The following is a 20,208-nucleotide window of genomic DNA, read 5'->3' on the forward strand; positions in this document are numbered from 1 at the left end:
CTGCGGCGGAAATTCCTTTATAATAGCCGCCTTTTTTCGACCCGAATAAAACCCATTCCGCGCGCTGCACAGTTTTGCGGCGGGCGACCAGAGTGAATAACCGTTTCTGTACCTGTGCGCCATGAAGCCGGGTAGTGGGATCAAAAGGATACCGTTATGCGTACTGTATATTGTGGAAAGCTGAATGCGTCCAATGTGGGCCAGGAAGTGACATTGTGTGGCTGGGTTAACCGTCGCCGCGATTTGGGTGGTTTGATTTTCATCGATATGCGTGACCGCGAAGGTATCGTTCAGGTCTTCTTCGACCCGGATCAGGCCGAAGCCTACAAACTGGCTTCTGAACTGCGTAACGAGTTTTGTATCCAGTTAACCGGTAACGTCCGTGCACGCCCTGAAAGCCAGTTCAACAAAGACATGGCAACCGGTGAAGTAGAAGTGTTCGCTAACCAGCTGAACATCATCAACCGTTCAGAAGCGCTGCCGCTGGACTCCAATCACGTCAACACCGAAGAAGCGCGTCTGAAATACCGCTATCTTGACCTGCGTCGCCCGGAGATGGCTAACCGTCTGAAAGCGCGCGCAAAAATCACCAGTTTCGTGCGTCGTTTCATGGACAACCATGACTTCCTCGACATTGAAACCCCGATGCTGACCAAAGCCACGCCGGAAGGCGCGCGTGACTATCTGGTGCCAAGCCGTGTGCACAAAGGCAAATTCTACGCATTGCCACAATCCCCGCAGCTGTTCAAACAGTTGCTGATGATGTCCGGTTTCGACCGTTACTATCAGATTGTTAAATGCTTCCGTGACGAAGATTTACGTGCTGACCGTCAGCCGGAATTCACCCAGATCGACGTGGAAACCTCTTTCATGAGCGCCGAGCAAGTGCGCGAAGTGATGGAGAAACTGGCCCGTGAACTGTGGCAGGAAATCAAAGGCGTGGATCTGGGCGATTTCCCGATCATGACCTTTGCAGAAGCCATGCGTCGTTTCGGTTCAGACAAACCTGACCTGCGTAACCCGATGGAAATGGTTGATGTTGCTGACCTGATGAAAAACATCGAGTTCAAAGTATTCGCCGATCCGGCTAACGATCCAAAAGGTCGCGTAGCGGCATTGCGCGTACCGGGCGGCGCACAGCTGAGCCGCAAGCAAATCGACGAGTACGCGAAATTCATCGAAATCTACGGTGCGAAAGGCCTGGCTTACATCAAAGTCAACGAAGTTGCCAAAGGTCTGGAAGGCATTCAGAGCCCGGTCGCGAAGTTCCTCAATGCGGATTTGTTGTCTGCCCTGATTGAACGTACCGGCGCGCAAGACGGCGACATGATCTTCTTCGGCGCAGCCAGCGCGAAAATTGTGACTGACGCAATCGGCGCACTGCGTCTGAAAGTGGGTCGCGACCTTAAAATCACCAACGAAGACATGTGGGCTCCGCTGTGGGTTATCGACTTCCCGATGTTTGAAGACACCGACGAAGGCGGCCTGAGCGCCATGCACCACCCGTTCACCGCACCAAAAGAAATGACGGCGCAGGAACTGGCGGCGAACCCGGTTTCCGCAATCGCGAACGCGTACGATATGGTCATCAACGGCTACGAAGTGGGCGGCGGTTCTGTGCGTATTCACCGCAGCGAAATGCAGCAGACCGTGTTCAGCATTCTGGGTATTAACGAACACGAACAGCGCGAGAAATTCGGCTTCCTGCTCGACGCCCTGAAATACGGCACACCGCCACATGCCGGTCTGGCATTTGGTCTGGATCGCCTGGTCATGCTCCTGACCGGTACGGATAACATCCGTGACGTCATCGCCTTCCCGAAAACTACGGCAGCGGCCTGTCTGATGACCGAAGCACCAAGCTTCGCGAATCCGGCCTCTTTGCTGGAACTCGGTATTGCGGTTGTCGCGAAAAAAGAAGTGACACCAGACACAAATACAGAGAATAACTAATGAGCTATAAGCGTCCTGAGTCGATACTGTGCGTCATCTACGCCAGAAACACCGGCAGGGTGCTGATGCTCCAGCGAAAGGATGACCCGAATTTCTGGCAGTCGGTGACCGGCAGTCTGGAAGGCGGGGAATCCCCGAATCAAACCGCGCAGCGTGAAGTGATGGAAGAGGTCGGAATCGACATCGCAGGTGAAAACCTGCCTCTTCAGGATTGTGACCGCTGCGAGGACTTTGAAATATTTGCGCATTTGCGCCATCGCTATGCTCCCGGCGTAACCCGTAATAAAGAACATTGGTTCTGTCTGGCGTTACCCGACGAGCGTGATGTGGTTCTTACCGAACATCATGCGTTCCGGTGGCTGGGAAAAGCGGAAGCGGCAGCGCTGACCGTCTCCCCGAGCAACCAGCAGGCGATTGAAGAATTTGTAAACTATTCGGTCTGTTAAGACTTTAGACTTTTTGGAGATATTTATGGCAGGTCACAGTAAGTGGGCCAACACCAAGCACCGCAAAGCGGCGCAAGATTCTAAACGTGGCAAAATCTTCACCAAAATCATTCGTGAGCTGGTTACCGCTGCACGTCTGGGCGGCGGCGATGCGGGTTCAAACCCACGTCTGCGCGCTGCAATTGATAAAGCACTGTCCAACAACATGACCCGCGATACCCTGAACCGTGCCATTGCGCGTGGCGTCGGTGGTGACGAAGACACCAACATGGAAACCATCATTTATGAAGGTTACGGTCCGGGTGGTTCTGCAATCATGGTCGAATGTCTGAGTGACAACCGCAACCGTACCGTGGCTGAAGTGCGTCATGCCTTCACCAAAACCGGCGGTAATCTGGGCACTGACGGTTCCGTCGCGTACCTGTTCTCCAAGAAAGGTGTGATTTCTTTCGCACCGGGTCTGGATGAAGATGTGCTGATGGAAGCCGCGCTGGAAGCGGGCGCAGAAGATATCCAGTCTTACGACGATGGCGCAATCGACGTGTTCACTGCCTGGGAAAATCTGGGCGAAGTGAAAGACGCCCTGGAAGCTGCCGGTTTCAAAGCAGATTCCGCAGAAGTCACCATGATCCCATCGACCAAAGCCGATATGGATGCAGAAACTGCACCAAAACTGTTGCGCCTGATCGACATGCTGGAAGATTGTGACGACGTACAAGAGGTTTACCACAACGGTGAAATCTCCGACGAGATCGCAGAAACTCTGTAATCTCACCGCAGCCGGTGGTCTCCACCGGCTGGCTATTCTGAAATCCCTCAGCAGTTTATACTGTCCCCAACTTTCTCAATAAAACGACAACACAAGGCGTTCAGCGGCTATGGCTATTATTCTGGGGATCGACCCCGGTTCACGCATCACCGGCTATGGCATTATCCGCCAGACAGGGCGTCAGCTGAGCTATCTGGGCAGTGGCTGCATCCGTACCGTCGTTGACGATATGCCGGGGCGTTTGAAATTAATTTACGCTGGCGTTTCGGAAATTATTACGCAGTTCCAGCCTGACTTTTTTGCCATCGAATCCGTATTCATGGCGAAGAATGCGGACTCCGCGTTAAAGCTCGGGCAGGCGCGCGGCGCGGCGATTGTGGCCGCAGTGAATCAGGATTTACCGGTGTTCGAATACGCCGCGCGGCAGGTGAAACAAACAGTTGTTGGCACAGGCGCTGCCGAAAAATCGCAGGTGCAGCACATGGTGCGTTCTATCCTGAAACTGCCCGCCAATCCGCAGGCCGATGCCGCCGATGCACTGGCGATTGCGATTACGCATTGCCACATGAGTCAGAATGCGATCCGGCTGAGTTCGGATAAATTGCAGATGGCGCGCGGACGTATGCGATAGACGCCGCAAGTCCATTGGGCTGGATATCCATCCAGCCTTTTTTATGATATAAACACTGCTGCTTTTGACCTGATAAGGAAAATGAACGTGATAGGCAGACTTCGAGGCATTATTCTGGAAAAACAGCCACCTCTGGTGCTGATGGAAACCAACGGCGTGGGCTATGAAGTGCATATGCCGATGACCTGTTTTTACGAATTGCCCGAACTGGGTCAGGAAGCCATCCTCTTCACGCAATTTATCGTCCGTGAAGACGCCCAACTGCTTTACGGGTTCAATGATAAACAAGAGCGCGCGCTGTTCCGTGAACTGATCAAAGTGAACGGCGTCGGGCCAAAGCTGGCGCTGGCAATCCTGTCAGGCATGTCGGCACAGCAGTTCGTCAGCGCAGTGGAAAAGGAAGAAATCACTGCCTTAATTAAGTTACCTGGTGTCGGTAAGAAAACCGCAGAACGCCTGGTCGTCGAAATGAAAGACCGGTTTAAAGGATTAAACGGTGATCTATTTAACAATCATACTGATATCACGCTACCTGCATCGGCGTCGAAAGCGAAAGAATCTGATGCCGAAGGTGAAGCAGTAGCCGCCCTGATATCCCTCGGATACAAACCGCCGGAAGCCAGCCGCATGATCAGTAAGGTGGCGAAACCGGGTGCAGAATCCGAAACGTTGATTAGAGAAGCGCTGCGCGCGGCGCTGTGAGGTAAACGATGATTGAAGCTGACCGCCTGATTTCTTCTGAAGTGTTTAGTGAAGAAGAGGTCATTGACCGTGCGATCCGCCCGAAGCTGCTTAACGAATACGTCGGGCAGCCCCACGTGCGCTCGCAAATGGAAATCTTTATTCAGGCGGCAAAGCAACGCAAAGACGCACTCGATCACCTGCTGATTTTCGGGCCGCCGGGGCTGGGTAAAACCACGCTGGCAAACATCGTTGCCAACGAAATGGGCGTGAACCTGCGCACGACTTCCGGGCCGGTGCTGGAAAAAGCTGGCGATCTGGCCGCGATGCTGACCAATCTCGAACCTCACGACGTGCTGTTTATCGATGAAATTCACCGCCTCTCGCCGGTTGTCGAAGAAATTCTGTATCCGGCGATGGAAGATTATCAGCTGGATATCATGATTGGCGAAGGCCCGGCGGCGCGATCCATCAAGCTCGATTTACCCCCGTTCACCCTGATTGGTGCCACGACGCGCGCCGGTTCCCTGACGTCTCCGCTGCGTGACCGTTTCGGTATTGTGCAGCGTCTGGAATTTTATCAGGTCGCCGATTTGCAGCATATCGTCGGGCGCAGTGCGTCCTGCCTCGGGCTGGAACTGTCGGAAGAAGGGGCGCATCAGATTGCCCGACGCTCGCGTGGCACGCCGCGTATTGCCAACCGTCTGCTGCGCCGCGTACGTGACTTTGCCGAAGTGAAAGGCGACGGCACGATCAACGGTGATGTTGCAAATGGTGCACTGGACATGCTGGACGTTGATGCGGAAGGTTTCGATTATATGGACCGCAAACTGCTGCTGGCGATTATTGATAAATTCACCGGCGGGCCGGTGGGGCTGGATAACTTAGCCGCCGCAATTGGCGAAGAACGTGAAACGATTGAAGACGTGATCGAACCGTTCCTGATCCAGCAGGGCTTTATTCAGCGCACACCGCGCGGACGTATGGCGACTAACCATGCGTATAAGCATTTCGGCATTACGAGGGAAACTGAATAACAGCCTATCTGAACCCTGTAAAAACGGACGCTGATGCGTCCGTTTTGCTTTCTGATTTTGTGGTCTGCAAGCAGCCTTTACTGATTCACCTCACACCGGCTGACCATCCGCCAGTGACTAGGCAATTCCCGTACTTTTCCGGCCAGCGTCACCCTGCCTTTAGCGCGAATATCAGCGCTGGAAGCCCCGATCTGAACGTCAATAAAGCCCGGCTCGACGAAGCGTTTATGCGCGGCGTTGGTGAAATTCAGCATGTCGGTTGGAATACTGAAATTCAGCGTGGCGGTTTCGCCGGCGTTCAGCTCAACGCGCTGAAACGCTTTCAGTTCGTGTACCGGCCGCACCAGAGAAGCCACGCAGTCGCGCAGATAAACCTGAACCACTTCACTGCCTGCCCGCGAACCGGTATTGGTCACCTGAATCTGTACGGAGATTTCACCGTTTTCGATGGCAACCGGCTGCTGATTTAACTGCAAATCGTGGTACCGGAACGTGGTGCCGCTCAGCCCGTAACCGAACGGGTATTTCGCGCCGAAGTGGAATGCAATTGGCGTTCCGCCACTTTTCAGTTTGTGATTGTAGTAATACGGCATCGCGCCCGCGCTTTTCGGCACGGAAACCACCAGCCGCCCGGATGGCGCTTCTTTGCCGCTCAGCACATCGGCAATCGCCCGTCCTCCTTCCTGACCGGGCGCAAACGCCATCAGGAATCCGGCTACTTTTTCCTCTAAACCGCCCAGCGAATAAGGACGGCCGCCGGTCATGACGACAATGGTCGGTTTGCCGGTTGCGACAACCTGCTCGAGCAGTTTTTGCTGAACGCCGGGTAACTGAAGGCTATCGGTGTCAGAACCTTCACCGACCGTGCCGCTCTGGAACAATCCTGCCAGATCGCCGACAAACACCAGCGCCACGTCACTTTCCTGCGCCGCTTTGACCGCAGCGGCGATCTGCGTGGTGTCCTGAGAAACCGGTGAACTTTGCATTGGCTTACCGGCATCACCGGGGAATACCGGCGCACCTGCTGTGCGTTTTTCGAGAATATGGCAGCCCTTCGCGTAACGAATATTCTGCTCGCCGTAGGCCGAACGCAGTGCCTGAAGCGGCGTGGTGACCTGTCCGGTCTGCGCTTCCATCTCGCTGATAATCAGATGCACCGGGAAACTGTAACCGCTGAGTAATGCCAGCGGGTCGTCCGCCGTCGGTCCGATTACGGCGATTTTCTGATCAGAGGCAGGTTTCAGCGGCAGAATACCGTTATTTTCAAGCAGTGTGATGGAGCGAACGGCCGCTTCCCGGGCAAGTTCACGTACGGCAGATTGCTGCATTTTTGGCTGTGATTCAGGCGCATACGGCTGCTCGAAAAGCCCGAGGCGGAATTTTTCCGTCAGAACGCGGGCGACGATTTCATCGATTTTAGCCATATCAATCAGCCCGCGTGATACCGCATCAGCCAGATGCCGGGCGCAATCGCCTTTCGGCAACTCAATATCCAGACCGGCGTTGAATGCCAGCGCCGCCGATTCGGCATCATCGTGGCTGACGCCGTGATGCTGATGCAGCAGACTGACGCCGCCGTAATCTGCCACAATCAGGCCGTCAAAGCCCCATTGTTCGCGCAAAATTTCCGTCAGCAGGAAGTGATCACTGTGGCACGGTTGTCCGTCAATATCGTGATAAGCCGGCATAACGGAACCTGCGTTGGCCAGCTTTACCGCCATTTCGAACGGCAGCAGGAAGGTATCGTTGAGTTCGCGGAAACCAAGATGTACCGGGGCGTGGTTGCGTGCGCCTTCGCTGAAAGAGTGGCCGACGTAATGTTTCAGCGTGGCGAGCAAATCACGGTTTTCACCCTGTAAACCGCGCACGTAGGCCGTCGCCATGATCCCCACCAGATACGGATCTTCACCGAAAGTTTCTTCGGTGCGTCCCCAGCGCACATCGCGCGAAACATCCAGAACCGGCGCTAAACCCTGATGACAGCCGATGCTTTGCGCTTCCTCACGGATAGCCGCGGCGACCTTCTCCATCAGTTCAGGATCCCACGTTGACGCGTAGCTGAGCGAAGAGGGGAACAGCGTGGCGTCCTTGCACAGTAAACCGACCAGACATTCCTCATGGAACATCGCCGGAATGCCCAGCCGCGTTTCCTCCACCAGCGTTTTTTGCAGGCGGTTCAGTGCCCGGACGCCTTCCTCCGGGTTGACAACGTGCGTGCCGAGCGGGCGGGTGATTTGCCCTGCGCCCCAGGCCAGCTGTTTATCCAGTGACAACGTTTCTTTATGACCGGCGAAATCATCACTCAGATCTGAGCGTTCTTTATGATTTCCGCCGCTGTCGAGGATGAGCCAGAATGCGTGCATTTGGGCAAATTTCTCTTCCGGCGTCATGCGCGCCAGCAGGTCGGCAACGCGGGTGGCGACGGGTTGTGAAGCATCCTGATACAGATGAGTCATCGTATTTCTCCTTGATTAATCAGTGGGGCAGAACCTGCGGGCACAGCGGCGCTCTCGCCCTCGAGGGAGCGTTTGCCCGCCAGTGAGGCCACGATGGTTTGCATCGTGCGGCTGTTGAGCCGGTAGGTGAAAAGAAGGGCGGCCATGACGAGGAATAGCGCGCAGGGAACCAGGGTGAACAGGGAATTGATGGTCAGCATGACCGCCGGTGCCTGAGCCACGCCGTTCGGGACATAATCCACCATGCCCAGCACCCAGCCCACGACGGCACCGCCGAGCGCCAGACCGAATTTAATGGCAAACAGCGCGGTGGAAAACACCAGTCCGTCCAGACGGCGGCCGGTGCGCGATTCTTCGTGATCAACGACGTCAGAGAACATCGTCCATTGCAGCGGAGTCGTCAGATTCTGGATGAAGCTGAATACCAGATTCAGGCCAAAAATGAACCACAGCGAATGTGCCGGAATAAAGAAAATAGCGGCGTTGCAGATAACGAAGGTCAGAATTGTCCACTGATAGGATTTGACGCGGTCAAATTTCCCTAATAACCGTTCCGACAGCAATGCGCCAAATAAAGACGCCAGCATCCCGAAAACAATAAAGTTGAAGACCAGATCCGGACGGCCAAGAACATATTTTACGTAATACATTGTTGCCGAGCCGCGGATAACCACCGCGCATAACAGCAAAATATTAAAAATAAAAACGATGCGCCATTGCGGGTTATTCCACAGTAATTTCAAATCGCTGAGCATGGAGCCTGAGGTGTCATTACGCGGGTGATAACGTTCGCGGGTCAGGCCAAAACAGCAGAAAAAGAGCACGATGCCGAGCAGCCCCATCAGGCTCATCGCGTAGAAATAACCCTTTTGCGGATTGCCGTCGCCCAATTTTGCCACCAGCGGAAGGGCAATCACCGTCACCACCAGACCGCCGACAAATGACAGACCAAAACGCCACGATTGCAAGGAATGGCGTTCACGCGGATCGAGCGTCAGCGCGCCCGGCATGGCGCAATACGGCACGTTGATGGCCGAATACACCAGACTCAGCAGGGTGTAAGTTACGCAGGCATAGATGATTTTTCCGGTCGGGGAAATGTCCGGTACGTAAAAGGTGATCAGGCAGCAAACCCCGAACGGGATCGCAAACCACAAAAGCCATGGGCGGAATTTACCAAAGCGGGTCGTGGTGCGGTCGACCATCGCGCCGATACAAGGATCGACGAAGGCATCAACGGCGCGGACCACTAAAAACAACGTGCCCATGATGGCGGCCGGCAGGCCGAAAACATCGGTATAAAAATAGGCCAGAAATAAAGTGGCCGTTTGCCAGACCAGCGCGCTGGCCATATCGCCAAGCCCGTAACCAATTTTATCTTTAACGGAAAGAACCGGGGTAGTTATCATTATTCGTTACCTGCTTTCAAAGATGAGAGATAACCGACTGAAACACTGTGCGTTCGAATCAAAAAATGTAGGGAAAATGCTGAATAAATAATCGTGCGACTGAAGTATTGATAATGAGTCGAGGGTAAACAATTGAGGAAACGAATATGTAATTTACGTTTTTTGATTTTGTTTTTTATTTGTGAACGGGATCAAACAGAATGAGGTCTGGCTGGCAAAAGCCCGCAGCGAACGGTGTGCGGTCTCTTGCGAATGGATGGAAAACTTTGCGGTTACGGCATGAAGATTTAAAAATTCGCCGGCCTGAGACTCTTCAAAATGCGGTGAAAGCCAGGCTCTCACCGCTGTCACGGATTAACTCTCCGCTTTAGGGCTCCGCAATTTAGGAACAACCAACTCCCCGTTGGCATTGTAATAACGGCTTGGCCAGATTTCCCACGCCGGAACGCCGATCATTGCCGCAATAATCAACTCACCTTTGGGCCAGCGTCGCGACAGCGTATTGGACAGGGTTGATGCGCCCAGTCCTGAATCACGCGAGAGTGCCGTCAGCGTTGAGCCTTTTTTGCGAATTGCAGCGATAATATCGGCGGGATGCCAGTCTTCACGGGTGTTCTTCATATGCTCTCTCCGTAAGAAACGGGAGCATAAACCAACAGAGGGGGAGGAAGTAATGCCTGCCTTGGCTTGTCGTTCATGGTTCATTGTCCAGTAGTTTGATGTTACAGCGACCACCGGAGTTGAGAATCTCACTGGTGGTAGCCCTGACGGGGTTCTCAACACCGGTTCTACTGGATACCGGCCTGACCGAAGTCAGCCCCGCCTGAGCCACCATTGAGATATTGCTTGTTGTTTGTACAGGCAATAGGCATGCGCAGACTCAAACGTGAAATGCAGTTACGCACTCCATGTCGCCAGTAAACATTCAGGTTGAGAATCCTGGTTACGGATTTTGCCGTAACAGGGGAATTATAACGTAACGGCTTACGTGTACCAACACCGCATTAGGAGTGCCTTTAAATTCTTGACGTTAAATGAGCAGATTAGTGATCCCGCAACGGTAAACGGAAGCTCTTAATCACGGCTTTTAACGCCGCAGAAAGCTGGCGGTGACCGGGATAATAGAGAAAGAAACCGGGAAACGTGACCGACCAGTCTTCGAGCACGCGGATAAGCAAACCCTGCGCGACCAGCGCGTCATGTTCCGGGCTGCGGGCGGTGTAGACCAGCCCGATGCCGTCGAGAGCGATGCGCGTCATCATTGTTACGCTGTCAACAATCAGCGGGCCGCTGACCGGTACCGCAATCTGTTTACCTTCTTTTTCAAATTCCCAGCGATACAGCGCACCGCCGGTAATTTCCCGTCGCCCGATGCAGGCGTGATGTTGCAAATCGGCGGGTGAGAGCGGTTCCGGATGCCGCGTGAAATATTCAGGCGAGCCGTAAACCGCTGAATGAAAATCGGGCGTCAGGCGAACCGCACTCATATCCTGCTGAACGTCGCCGCGGATACGCACTCCGGCGTCAAACCCTTCACTGACGATATCCACGAAACCGTCGTTGGTGGCCAGTTCCAGCCGGATATCCGGGAAATCCTGACTAAATTGCTTAAACTGCGGCATAAAAACGAGATCTGCCGCAATGCGCGGCGTATTGATGCGCACCGTGCCTTGCGGGGTTTCCCTGAAGGTATTCACTTTCTCAACCGCACCGGCAATTGCCGCAAACGCGGGCGCAATTTCGGCCAGCAGCGCAATCCCCGCTTCAGTCGGCGAAACGGTGCGCGTGGTGCGGTTCAGCAGCCTGACGCCCAGCCGTTCTTCCAGCGCGCGCAAAGAGTGGCTCAGGGTGGATGCAGTTAAATTCAGCCGCGCCGCCGCCTTACGGAAGCTTTTTTCTTCTGCCACGGCGACAAAGGCGGTCAGCTCACCCAGTTCGTTAGTCCGCATTTCGTTTCCTATTGATGAATATGAACCAGTAAATCATGCGATATAAGACGGCTTATCCACAACAATTAATCCTCTTATAGTCAGGTTCTGGTCAACACATTTCCTCAGAGGTTTCTATGTCACAACAATCGTATCTTCAGGGATCACATCTTCAAAATCAGCCCCTTCGTCTGCATAACCGCGTGGCGCTGGTCACTGGCGGAGGCAGCGGAATTGGTCGTGCCGCGGCGCTGGCTTTCGCGCGCGACGGCGCAAAAGTGGTGGTTGCCGGGCGTCGTGAAGCGGAACTTCTGCACACCGTGGCGCTGATCCATGAACAGGGCGGCGACGCGCTGGCGGTGCCGGCGGATGTTTCAGACAGCGCGCAGGTTCAGCACCTGATTGCGGAAACGCTGGCGCATTTCGGGCGTCTGGACGCGGCGTTTAATAATGCCGGTGTCGAGGGTTTTGCGCCGGTCAGCGAGATGACGGAAGCCGAATTCGACCGCGTGATCGCCATCAATCTGAAAGGCGTCTGGCTGTCAGTGAAATATGAGCTGGAGGCGATGGTAGCCGCAGGTCGCGGCGGCGCGATTGTGAATACGTCTTCGTGGCTGGCGCACGGCGCGAGTTTCGGGTCTGCGGCTTATTCCGCCAGCAAGGGCGGTCTGGATGCCATGATCCGCGCCATTGCGCTGGAAACCGGCGCGCATAAAATCCGTATCAACAACGTAAATCCGGGCATTATCGATACGCCGATGGCACGACGAATGGGCGCGAATGAAGAGATGCTCAGGCCGTTTGTTCACCTGACGCCGGCAGGGCGCGTGGGCGAATCCGACGACGTGGGCGACGTTGTTGCGTGGCTGTGCAGCGACGAAGCGCGGTTTGTCACCGGGCAAAATCTGCTGGTGGACGGCGGATTCACCATCGCCGGTCTGCGCTAGTTTGCCGGAGATGCTCAGGGACGAGCCTCCCTCAGCACAAAGTCTGAAGCCGATCACAGTTTCGTCACACGGCTGATATTACGACTTGTTTCTGTCAACGATTCGCCAGAGAATCCGGATCAGAAAGCAGGATTGTTACTGTCTGACAGGCAAAACCTAAACTTCTCGTTTCTTCGCATGTCGCGAAGAGACCGGACGTTTAGGTTTTTTTTTGGCCTGAATTCAGGGGCCGGCCGCCCCTTTGAAATACAACGGCAATGTCGTGCACGACGCCATTACTCTGATGAGATAACACCATGGAATACAAAACATTAGCCGACGAAATTCTCCGCGGAGTGGGCGGAAAGGAAAACGTGAACAGCGTGGTGCATTGCGCTACCCGTTTACGGTTCAAGCTTAAAAACATCAGTAAAGCGGATGCCGAAGGATTAAAAAAGAACCCCGGCGTCATTATGGTGGTGGAAAGCGGCGGCCAGTTTCAGGTCGTGATCGGCAACCACGTCGGCGCGGTCTATGACGCGCTGGTGCGCGGCAGCGCACTTTCGGAAAGCGGCGATGACGAAGAGGGGCAAGATAAAGGCAATCTGTTCGCCCGCGCCATTGACGTCATTTCCGGTATTTTTACCCCGTTTATCGGCATCATGGCCGCGTCAGGGATCCTGAAAGGGTTTCTGTCCCTGGCGCTGGCCTGCGGCTGGCTGAATCCGGAAAGCGGCACATATAAAGTCTGGTTCGCCGCCAGCGACGCCATGTTTTATTTCTTCCCGCTGGTGATAGGCTTCACCGCCGGTAAAAAATTCGGCGGCAATCCGTTCGTGACGATGATGATTGGCGGTGCGATGGTGCATCCGCTGATGACGGCGGCGTTCAACGCTCAGCAGCCGGGCGTGCCGTCTGAACATTTCTTTGGCATACCGCTGGTATTCATCAATTACGCCTCATCGGTTATTCCGGTGATCCTCGCCGCGTGGGCCTCCAGCTGGATGGAAAAACGCCTGATGAAACTGCTGCCGGGTTCCCTGCGCAATTTCATTACGCCGCTTATCTGCCTGATGGTGATAGTTCCGCTGACCTTCCTGCTTATCGGACCGGTCGCGACCTGGGCCAGTCAGCAACTTGCTAACGGCTATCAGTTTATCTATCACATCAGCCCGGCCATCGCGGGTGCCTTTATGGGCGGCCTGTGGCAGGTTTGCGTGATCTTCGGCCTGCACTGGGGGCTGGTGCCGCTGATGATCAACAACTTCAGTATTCTCGGCCACGACACCATGCTGCCGCTGCTGTTGCCGGCGGTCATGGGGCAGGTTGGCGCTGTTATCGGCGTGATGTTGCGTGCCAAAGACGCGCGTACCAAAGCACTGGCGGGTTCCGCAGTCAGCGCCGGGATTTTTGGTATCACAGAACCGGCGGTTTACGGCATTAACCTGCCACGCCGCCGTCCGTTTATTTTCGGCTGCGTCGGCGGCGCGCTGGGCGCGGCAATCCTCGGTTATTTCCAGACCACCGCGTACTCGTTCGGCTTCGCTAACATCTTCACTTTCACGCAGATCATCCCACCAACGGGTTTCGACCAGACGGTTACCGCCGCAATTGCCGGCACCGTCTTTGCCCTCGCTTTTGCCGCTCTGGCAACGTTCTTCTTCGGTATGAATGAAGAAGTGAAAGCGGGTGAAACGGCCGATACCGTCGCGACGGCTTCCGTTCAGGCACCGCGTGGCAAAACCCTGGTGACCAGCCCGATTGCCGGTGCCTGCGTGGCGCTTGAAGACGTGAAAGATCCGACATTTGCCAGCGGCTTGCTGGGTAAAGGTGTGGCGATTATTCCGTCCGCGGGCCGTGTTGTGTCGCCGGTCAACGGCACCGTGGTTTCCCTGTTCAAAACCCATCACGCCATCGGAATTGAATCAGAAGACGGCGCGGAAATCCTGATCCACGTCGGTATCGATACCGTGAAGCTTGACGGCAAATTCTTCACGCCGCACGTGGCAGTAGACACCGTCGTGAAGCAGGGCGATTTGCTGCTGGAGTTCGATATCCCGGGCATTTCCGAAGCGGGTTACGACCTGACGACGCCGGTGCTTATCACCAACAGCGACGATTATCTCGACGTCATTCCGGCCAGCACCGGTCAGGACGTCGGCGAACAAGCTTTATTACTTACTCTTTTACGATAACAGTCAGAACCAGGAGGTTCACATGAGCAAGCAATTCCCGAAGGAATTCTTATGGGGCGGCGCAGTCGCAGCTAATCAGGTTGAAGGCGCGTACCTGACCGACGGTAAAGGATTGTCCACCTCTGACCTGCAACCGCAGGGCGTTTTCGGCCCGGTGCAGGAGCGCGTGGAAGGCGATTTCGGCATCAAAGATGTGGCGATTGATTTTTACCATCGTTATCCGGAAGACATGAAACTGTTCGCGGAAATGGGCTTCACCGTACTGCGTACGTCTATTGCCTGGACGCGTATTTTCCCGGAAGGCGACGAGCTTCACCCGAACGAAGCCGGTCTGGCATTCTATGACCGCCTGTTTGATGAAATGGCGAAATACGGCATCACGCCGCTGGTGACGCTTTCCCATTACGAAATGCCTTACGGCATCGTGAAAAAACACGGCGGCTGGGGCAGCCGGGATACCATCGGTTTCTTCGAAAATTACGCCCGCACCGTGTTCACGCGTTACAAAGATAAAGTGAAACACTGGCTGACGTTCAACGAAATCAACATGTCGCTGCACGCGCCGTTTACCGGCGTCGGATTGCCGGAAGGCAGCAGTAAACAGGCGATTTATCAGGCCATTCATCATCAGCTGGTGGCGAGTGCCAAAGCGGTGAAAGCCTGTCATGACATCATTCCTGACGGCAAAATCGGTAACATGCTGCTGGGCGGAATGCTCTATCCGCTGACCTGCAAACCGGCTGATATGATGGAAACGCTGCAACAAAACCGCGACTGGTTATTCTTCGGCGACGTTCAGGTACGTGGCGCGTATCCGGCGTATATGAAACGTTTCTTTAAAGATCGCGGTATGGAAATTAACATTACTGCTGAAGACAAAATAGCGCTGAAAGAAACGGTCGACTTTATTTCCTTCAGTTATTACATGACCGGTTGTGTCACCACGGATGCAGAACAAAATATTAAAGCACGTGCCAATATATTAAATATGGTGCCGAATCCGCATCTGAAAAGTTCCGAATGGGGCTGGCAGATTGATCCGGAAGGTTTGCGGTTCTTAATGAATGAATTATATGACCGCTACCAGAAGCCGTTATTTATTGTTGAGAATGGTCTGGGTGCCCGCGATAAAGTCGAAGCGGACGGCAGTATTAATGACGATTACCGCATTGAGTATATCAATGACCATCTGGTGCAGGTTCGCGAAGCCATTGAAGACGGCGTGGAAGTCATGGGCTACACCAGCTGGGGGCCTATCGACCTGGTCAGCGCATCGAAAGCCGAATTCTCCAAACGCTACGGTTATATCTATGTCGACCGCGACGATCAGGGCAATGGCACGCTGGAACGCCGCCGCAAGAAAAGCTTCTTCTGGTATGCCGACGTGATTAAAACGCACGGTGCCTCCTTAAAAGCGTAAATAAACAAACTGTAATCCGGTGGCCTGAATGAGCAGGCCACTTCATACCGAACTTCATTTAATAATGCGAAATTTCACCCGCAGGGCAATCTGTGCCTGTGGGAAGGAATTCGAATAACAATAAAAAGATAATCAATAATTCGAAGGGAATGTAATGATGAAATTTTCTCAGACTACTGTATTACCTGCACACAATAATACCGGGTATAAAATACGACCCGCAGTTCGTTCATATCATAAATATCTCGCGCTGGCCGTTTGTCTTGCGGGCGCAGGGATTCAACCGGCACTGGCCGCCAGCGACTGGAACGGAACCGTGCTCGGTTTTGAGGCACCCGGCGAAGGGATGCTCGGCGATATGCTGGGGATCCGACCCATTCTTGAAGATCACGGTTTCCATTATCAGCTCGGTTATCTGAGTGAATCCTCCTACAACGCGGGCGGCGGTTATAACCACGACAAAAAACTGGCGTACATCGACCAGTTCTCGCTGACGTTTACGCAGGATCTGGAAATGTACACCGGCATTCCGGATGCGGCGATTGAAGGGAACATTGTTAACCGTAACCATGATGACAACCTGACGTCCGAACGTACGCAGGATCCGCGCGTGGGTTTTAACGATATCGCGCAGGAAAGCTGGGGAGGGCAGTCGATTACGCGTCTGGGCTGGCTGACTTTTGGCCGCAGTTTTGACGACCGGAAGCTGCACTGGCGCATCGGTATGATGAATAAGAATCAGGATTTCGACCAGATTATCCCGTGTGATTTCCAGCTGCTCAGTCAGTGCGGCGGTAAATCGGCCAACTCGATGACCTGGTACAACTGGAACAAACATTACTGGGGCACCACGTTCCAGTACAAACTGACGGATGGCCTGACGCTGAAAACCGGCATCATGGAACAAAACCCGGACGCGTCAGATAGAAAATACGCCTGGAGCGGTTCGCTGAAAGGCGCGCGCGGAATTTTGCTGCCGATGGAAGCCGAGCTGAAAACCAAGGTCAACGGTTTGCCGGGCATTTATAACTTCGGGCTGCTTTACACCAACTCGCCGCAGAAGGATCTTTCAGAGGGGAAAACGCAAAGCGTCGGCGCCAGCGACCCGGAAGGTTATCGTTCCCACAGCAGCACCTGGTTTATGTACACCGGTTTCAACCAGCAGGTGACGCAGCGTGGCGATGATCCGAACCGCGGCATGAGCGTGTCATACAGTCTCGGTCTCGCCGATCCGCGCAGCAACACCATGCATTACACGCAGGCGGCTTCCATGCGTTATCGCGGTCTGTTCGATGCGCGCCCTGACGACTGGCTGGGTTTTGGTATGACGTACATTAAAATGAGCGACCACTACCGGCAGAATCAGGAAAACCGGAACGCCATCTATCAGGTGGATGATTACGGCAATCCGTTGTACACGCCGCTGTCCGGACATTCGGTTAATGCCGATTTGTATTACCAGATCAAAGTGCGTTCGTGGCTTATCCTGCAACCTGATTTGCAATACTGGTACCGTCCGGGTGGCGTGAAAGAAACGCAGGACGCCTGGGTGACGGGGCTGAAAGCCATTGTCACTTTCTGAGTGCGGGCATGGCCGGAGAGCCGGGATCGTTATCACGCTTTTTCAGTAATGTGCATTGAGTGGCTAATCTAACCTGCTAGAATTATCAGGCAGATACGCAATGCTGCGGCAGACAAAACCTGATCTTCTTCACTGACGATCGGGTTTTTCTTTTCAGGGAATCACAATGAAAATCGCCAAAATTTTAAATAATAACGTGGTGGTTGTCGTCAACGATCAGCAGCGGGAACAGGTCGTCATGGGCCGTGGTCTGGCGTTTATGAAAAAAACGGGAGATGAACTTGATGACAGCAAAATCGAGAAAATCTTCGCCTTACAAAACGACGAACTGGTCGCACATCTGACGGAACTGCTCTCGCATATTCCGATGGAAGTGATGACGACCTGCGACCAGATCATTTCGCTGGCACGAACCCGGCTGGGAAAGTTGCAGGAAAATCTGTATATCGCGCTGACCGATCACTGCAACTTTGCCATTGAACGGCAGAAAAAAGGTGTGCCCATCAGCAATGCGCTGTTGTGGGAAACGCGCCGTCTGTATCCGAAAGAGTATGCGCTGGGCGTGGAAGCGCTGGACATTATCGATACGCGTCTGGGCGTGCGGCTGCCGGTGGATGAAGCCGGTTTTATTGCCCTGCATCTGGTCAATGCGCAACTGAACGGCGAAATGCCGGAAGTGGCGCGCATTACCCGTGTGATGCAGGAAATCCTCAATCTGGTGAAATACCAGCTGCGTCTGGAATATGACGAAGAGTCGCTGAGCTATCAGCGGTTCGTTACCCACCTGAAATTCTTCGCCCAGCGGATGCTGAACCGGACCGTGGTCGCCGATGATGATATGACGCTGCATGTGGCGGTAAAAGAAAATTACCCGCAGGCGTGGCAGTGTGCGGAAAAGATCGGGGACTATCTGGCGGCGCAGTACCAGCGCGGGCTGACGACGGAAGAGATCATGTACCTGTCGATCAATATTGAGCGGGTGCGCAAAGAGAGCAAACCGCAAGATCATGCATAAAACCGTCATTGCATGCGCAATTCACGCCGCGAATTATGTCTTATCACAATTTTTAAGTACGGTTTTTTTTGCCTCGGTTAATGAGAACAGGTAGCATCCTTCGCCGTTATTGCATCAAAAACAGTTCCGGCTAAAAAAACTACAGTGGGTTAACCACGTAAACGTCGTGGCTTGCAATCGTTTGCTTGCAGCACCGGCGTCAGGTGAAGGTTATTTTGGAGAACAAGTCATAATGAAGTCTCATAAGAAATCGGCAGAGGCAAAACACGCCGCAAAACGGCGCTGGCTGGATTCGCACGAAAGCGGTTATCACAAGAGCATGGGCAATCGTCAGGTTCAGATGATTGCTATTGGTGGCTCTATCGGTACCGGTTTATTCCTCGGTGCGGGTGCGCGTTTACAGATGGCAGGCCCGGCGCTGGCTATCGTGTATGCGGTATGTGGTATTTTCTCATTCTTTATTCTGCGCGCACTGGGTGAACTGGTTTTACACCGTCCGACCAGCGGCAGCTTCGTGTCCTATGCCCGTGAGTTTCTGGGCGAAAAGGCCTCCTACGTGGCGGGCTGGATGTACTTCCTGAACTGGGCGATGACCGGCATTGTCGATATCACCGCAGTGGCTCTGTACATGCACTACTGGGGAACCTTCGGTGATGTCCCGCAATGGATGTTTGCCCTCGGTGCGCTGGCGATTGTGGCGACCATGAACATGATCGGCGTGAAGTGGTTCGCTGAAATGGAATTCTGGTTTGCGCTGATCAAAGTCGCGGCTATCGCGATCTTCCTGGTGGTCGGCGTGGTGTTCCTCGGCACCGGCAAACAGCTCGACGGCAATACCACCGGTCTGCACCTGATCACCGACAACGGCGGTATCTTCCCGCACGGTCTGTTACCGGCGCTGGTCTTAGTGCAGGGCGTGGTCTTCGCCTTTGCGGCTATCGAACTGGTCGGTACCGCAGCGGGCGAAACGAAAGATCCTGAAAAAGTGCTGCCGAAAGCCATCAACAGCGTGATCTGGCGTATTGCTTTATTCTACGTCGGCTCTGTGGTGCTGCTGGTTCTGCTGCTGCCGTGGAATGCATATCAGGCGGGCCAGAGCCCGTTCGTGACCTTCTTCAGCAAGCTCGGCGTACCGTACATCGGGACCATCATGAATATCGTGGTGCTGACCGCCGCGCTGTCGAGCCTGAACTCCGGCCTGTATTCCACCGGTCGTATTCTGCGTTCGCTGTCGATGGGCGGTTCCGCGCCGAAATTTATGTCGAAGATGAGCGCACAGCAGGTGCCTTACGCGGGCATTCTGGTGACCGTCGGTATTTACGTAATAGGCGTCATCCTCAACTATTACGTGCCTTCGCAGGTCTTTGAGATCGTTCTGAACATCGCGTCACTGGGCATCCTCAGCTCATGGGCGTTCATCATTGTGTGCCAGATGAAACTGCGTACCGCCATCAAAGAAGGACGTGCGAAAGACGTCTCCTTCAAAATGCCGTGGGCGCCGTTTACTTCATGGCTGACGCTGGCATTCCTGGCGGGTGTGCTGATTCTGATGGCGTTTGATTACCCGAACGGCACCTTCACGGTTTCCACCATTCCGGTGCTGATTATTCTGCTGGTTCTGGGCTGGATTGGTTTGCGTAAGCGCGCGGCGGAAGTGCATGCCGAACAGGCTGCGCACGAAGAAGCGCATCACGAAAGCGTGGAATTGAAGTAAACCCGGCAGAACGTTTGCCATGAAAGAAAGAAGGTCGTCCCGCGGG

The 20,208-nt window shown here is 54.2% G+C and carries 17 protein-coding genes; 12 read left to right on the forward strand and 5 right to left on the reverse strand.

Going from position 1 to position 20,208, the window contains the following annotated elements:
* Positions 1-156 precede the first annotated feature (156 nt).
* The 6 genes from aspS (at position 157) to ruvB (ending at position 5,517) form a co-directional block, all read left to right on the forward strand.
* A complete protein-coding gene (gene aspS, locus KWG64_RS20310) occupies positions 157-1,953 on the forward strand; it encodes an aspartate--tRNA ligase (protein WP_218522959.1) in 1,797 nt (598 codons plus the stop codon).
* Positions 1,953-2,399: a dihydroneopterin triphosphate diphosphatase gene (gene nudB / locus KWG64_RS20315; protein WP_152325802.1), complete on the forward strand. Its 447-nt coding sequence runs from the start codon at positions 1,953-1,955 to the stop codon at positions 2,397-2,399. The genes aspS and nudB overlap by 1 nt, the downstream gene beginning before the upstream one ends.
* Before the next feature lie 25 nt (positions 2,400-2,424).
* The gene (locus KWG64_RS20320) at positions 2,425-3,168 is read left to right on the forward strand and encodes a YebC/PmpR family DNA-binding transcriptional regulator (protein ID WP_152325803.1); all 744 of its coding nucleotides are present in this window, start codon (positions 2,425-2,427) and stop codon (positions 3,166-3,168) included.
* Between the two features lie 109 nt (positions 3,169-3,277).
* Complete coding sequence (ruvC, locus tag KWG64_RS20325) at positions 3,278-3,799, forward strand: crossover junction endodeoxyribonuclease RuvC (RefSeq protein WP_015696865.1); 522 nt, start codon at positions 3,278-3,280, stop codon at positions 3,797-3,799.
* Positions 3,800-3,886: 87 nt separating this feature from the next.
* Positions 3,887-4,501, forward strand: coding sequence for a Holliday junction branch migration protein RuvA (gene ruvA, locus KWG64_RS20330; protein ID WP_218522960.1), 615 nt, complete (start codon positions 3,887-3,889; stop codon positions 4,499-4,501).
* A gap of 8 nt (positions 4,502-4,509) precedes the next feature.
* Complete coding sequence (gene ruvB, locus KWG64_RS20335; protein WP_015696866.1) at positions 4,510-5,517, forward strand: Holliday junction branch migration DNA helicase RuvB; 1,008 nt, start codon at positions 4,510-4,512, stop codon at positions 5,515-5,517.
* 77 nt (positions 5,518-5,594) lie between these two features.
* Here the strand turns inward: ruvB and KWG64_RS20340 are convergent, their stop codons facing one another.
* The 5 genes from KWG64_RS20340 to KWG64_RS20360 form a co-directional block, all read right to left on the reverse strand.
* Positions 5,595-7,973 (reverse strand): glycoside hydrolase family 3 N-terminal domain-containing protein, encoded by a 2,379-nt coding sequence (locus KWG64_RS20340; RefSeq protein ID WP_218522961.1) that lies wholly within the window; start codon positions 7,971-7,973, stop codon positions 5,595-5,597.
* On the reverse strand, positions 7,970-9,382 hold the full coding sequence (locus KWG64_RS20345; RefSeq protein ID WP_218522962.1) for an MFS transporter: 1,413 nt from the start codon (positions 9,380-9,382) through the stop codon (positions 7,970-7,972). The genes KWG64_RS20340 and KWG64_RS20345 overlap by 4 nt, the downstream gene beginning before the upstream one ends.
* Before the next feature lie 354 nt (positions 9,383-9,736).
* On the reverse strand, positions 9,737-10,003 hold the full coding sequence (locus KWG64_RS20350; RefSeq protein WP_195822991.1) for a helix-turn-helix transcriptional regulator: 267 nt from the start codon (positions 10,001-10,003) through the stop codon (positions 9,737-9,739).
* 73 nt (positions 10,004-10,076) lie between these two features.
* Positions 10,077-10,247: an ash family protein gene (locus KWG64_RS20355; RefSeq protein WP_255534032.1), complete on the reverse strand. Its 171-nt coding sequence runs from the start codon at positions 10,245-10,247 to the stop codon at positions 10,077-10,079.
* 178 nt (positions 10,248-10,425) lie between these two features.
* Complete coding sequence (locus tag KWG64_RS20360) at positions 10,426-11,331, reverse strand: LysR family transcriptional regulator (protein ID WP_218522963.1); 906 nt, start codon at positions 11,329-11,331, stop codon at positions 10,426-10,428.
* A 116-nt stretch (positions 11,332-11,447) separates the two neighbouring features.
* Here KWG64_RS20360 and KWG64_RS20365 point away from each other — a divergent pair, with 116 nt between their 5' ends.
* The 6 genes from KWG64_RS20365 to ansP all read left to right on the forward strand — a co-directional run bounded on the left by KWG64_RS20365 (position 11,448) and on the right by ansP (position 20,162).
* On the forward strand, positions 11,448-12,257 hold the full coding sequence (locus KWG64_RS20365; protein ID WP_218522964.1) for an SDR family NAD(P)-dependent oxidoreductase: 810 nt from the start codon (positions 11,448-11,450) through the stop codon (positions 12,255-12,257).
* A 296-nt stretch (positions 12,258-12,553) separates the two neighbouring features.
* Positions 12,554-14,431, forward strand: coding sequence for a PTS beta-glucoside transporter subunit IIABC (bglF, locus tag KWG64_RS20370; RefSeq protein ID WP_218522965.1), 1,878 nt, complete (start codon positions 12,554-12,556; stop codon positions 14,429-14,431).
* A gap of 22 nt (positions 14,432-14,453) precedes the next feature.
* Positions 14,454-15,851, forward strand: coding sequence for a glycoside hydrolase family 1 protein (locus KWG64_RS20375; protein ID WP_218522966.1), 1,398 nt, complete (start codon positions 14,454-14,456; stop codon positions 15,849-15,851).
* A 154-nt stretch (positions 15,852-16,005) separates the two neighbouring features.
* Positions 16,006-17,433 carry a carbohydrate porin gene (locus KWG64_RS20380; protein ID WP_255562250.1) on the forward strand — a complete coding sequence of 476 codons (1,428 nt, stop codon included), beginning with the start codon at positions 16,006-16,008 and terminating at the stop codon, positions 17,431-17,433.
* 166 nt (positions 17,434-17,599) lie between these two features.
* A complete protein-coding gene (gene bglG / locus KWG64_RS20385; protein ID WP_218522967.1) occupies positions 17,600-18,448 on the forward strand; it encodes a transcriptional antiterminator BglG in 849 nt (282 codons plus the stop codon).
* Positions 18,449-18,680: 232 nt separating this feature from the next.
* Entirely contained in the window at positions 18,681-20,162 is a 1,482-nt protein-coding gene (gene ansP / locus KWG64_RS20390) for an L-asparagine permease (RefSeq protein WP_218522968.1), read from the forward strand.
* Positions 20,163-20,208: the final 46 nt, after the last annotated feature.

The sequence above is a fragment of the Rahnella sp. PD12R genome (assembly GCF_019200965.1).
Classification (GTDB): domain Bacteria; phylum Pseudomonadota; class Gammaproteobacteria; order Enterobacterales; family Enterobacteriaceae; genus Rahnella; species Rahnella laticis.

What these genes read in the sequence shown, in the direction of transcription:
- aspS (WP_218522959.1), top strand. Translation starts at nt 157, where the DNA reads ATGCGTACTGTATATTGTGGAAAGCTGAATGCGTCCAATGTGGGCCAG.
- nudB (WP_152325802.1), top strand. Translation starts at nt 1,953, where the DNA reads ATGAGCTATAAGCGTCCTGAGTCGATACTGTGCGTCATCTACGCCAGA.
- KWG64_RS20320 (WP_152325803.1), top strand. Translation starts at nt 2,425, where the DNA reads ATGGCAGGTCACAGTAAGTGGGCCAACACCAAGCACCGCAAAGCGGCG.
- ruvC (WP_015696865.1), top strand. Translation starts at nt 3,278, where the DNA reads ATGGCTATTATTCTGGGGATCGACCCCGGTTCACGCATCACCGGCTAT.
- ruvB (WP_015696866.1), top strand. Translation starts at nt 4,510, where the DNA reads ATGATTGAAGCTGACCGCCTGATTTCTTCTGAAGTGTTTAGTGAAGAA.
- KWG64_RS20340 (WP_218522961.1), bottom strand. Translation starts at nt 7,973, where the DNA reads ATGACTCATCTGTATCAGGATGCTTCACAACCCGTCGCCACCCGCGTT.
- KWG64_RS20345 (WP_218522962.1), bottom strand. Translation starts at nt 9,382, where the DNA reads ATGATAACTACCCCGGTTCTTTCCGTTAAAGATAAAATTGGTTACGGG.
- KWG64_RS20350 (WP_195822991.1), bottom strand. Translation starts at nt 10,003, where the DNA reads ATGAAGAACACCCGTGAAGACTGGCATCCCGCCGATATTATCGCTGCA.
- KWG64_RS20360 (WP_218522963.1), bottom strand. Translation starts at nt 11,331, where the DNA reads ATGCGGACTAACGAACTGGGTGAGCTGACCGCCTTTGTCGCCGTGGCA.
- KWG64_RS20365 (WP_218522964.1), top strand. Translation starts at nt 11,448, where the DNA reads ATGTCACAACAATCGTATCTTCAGGGATCACATCTTCAAAATCAGCCC.
- bglF (WP_218522965.1), top strand. Translation starts at nt 12,554, where the DNA reads ATGGAATACAAAACATTAGCCGACGAAATTCTCCGCGGAGTGGGCGGA.
- KWG64_RS20375 (WP_218522966.1), top strand. Translation starts at nt 14,454, where the DNA reads ATGAGCAAGCAATTCCCGAAGGAATTCTTATGGGGCGGCGCAGTCGCA.
- KWG64_RS20380 (WP_255562250.1), top strand. Translation starts at nt 16,006, where the DNA reads ATGATGAAATTTTCTCAGACTACTGTATTACCTGCACACAATAATACC.
- bglG (WP_218522967.1), top strand. Translation starts at nt 17,600, where the DNA reads ATGAAAATCGCCAAAATTTTAAATAATAACGTGGTGGTTGTCGTCAAC.
- ansP (WP_218522968.1), top strand. Translation starts at nt 18,681, where the DNA reads ATGAAGTCTCATAAGAAATCGGCAGAGGCAAAACACGCCGCAAAACGG.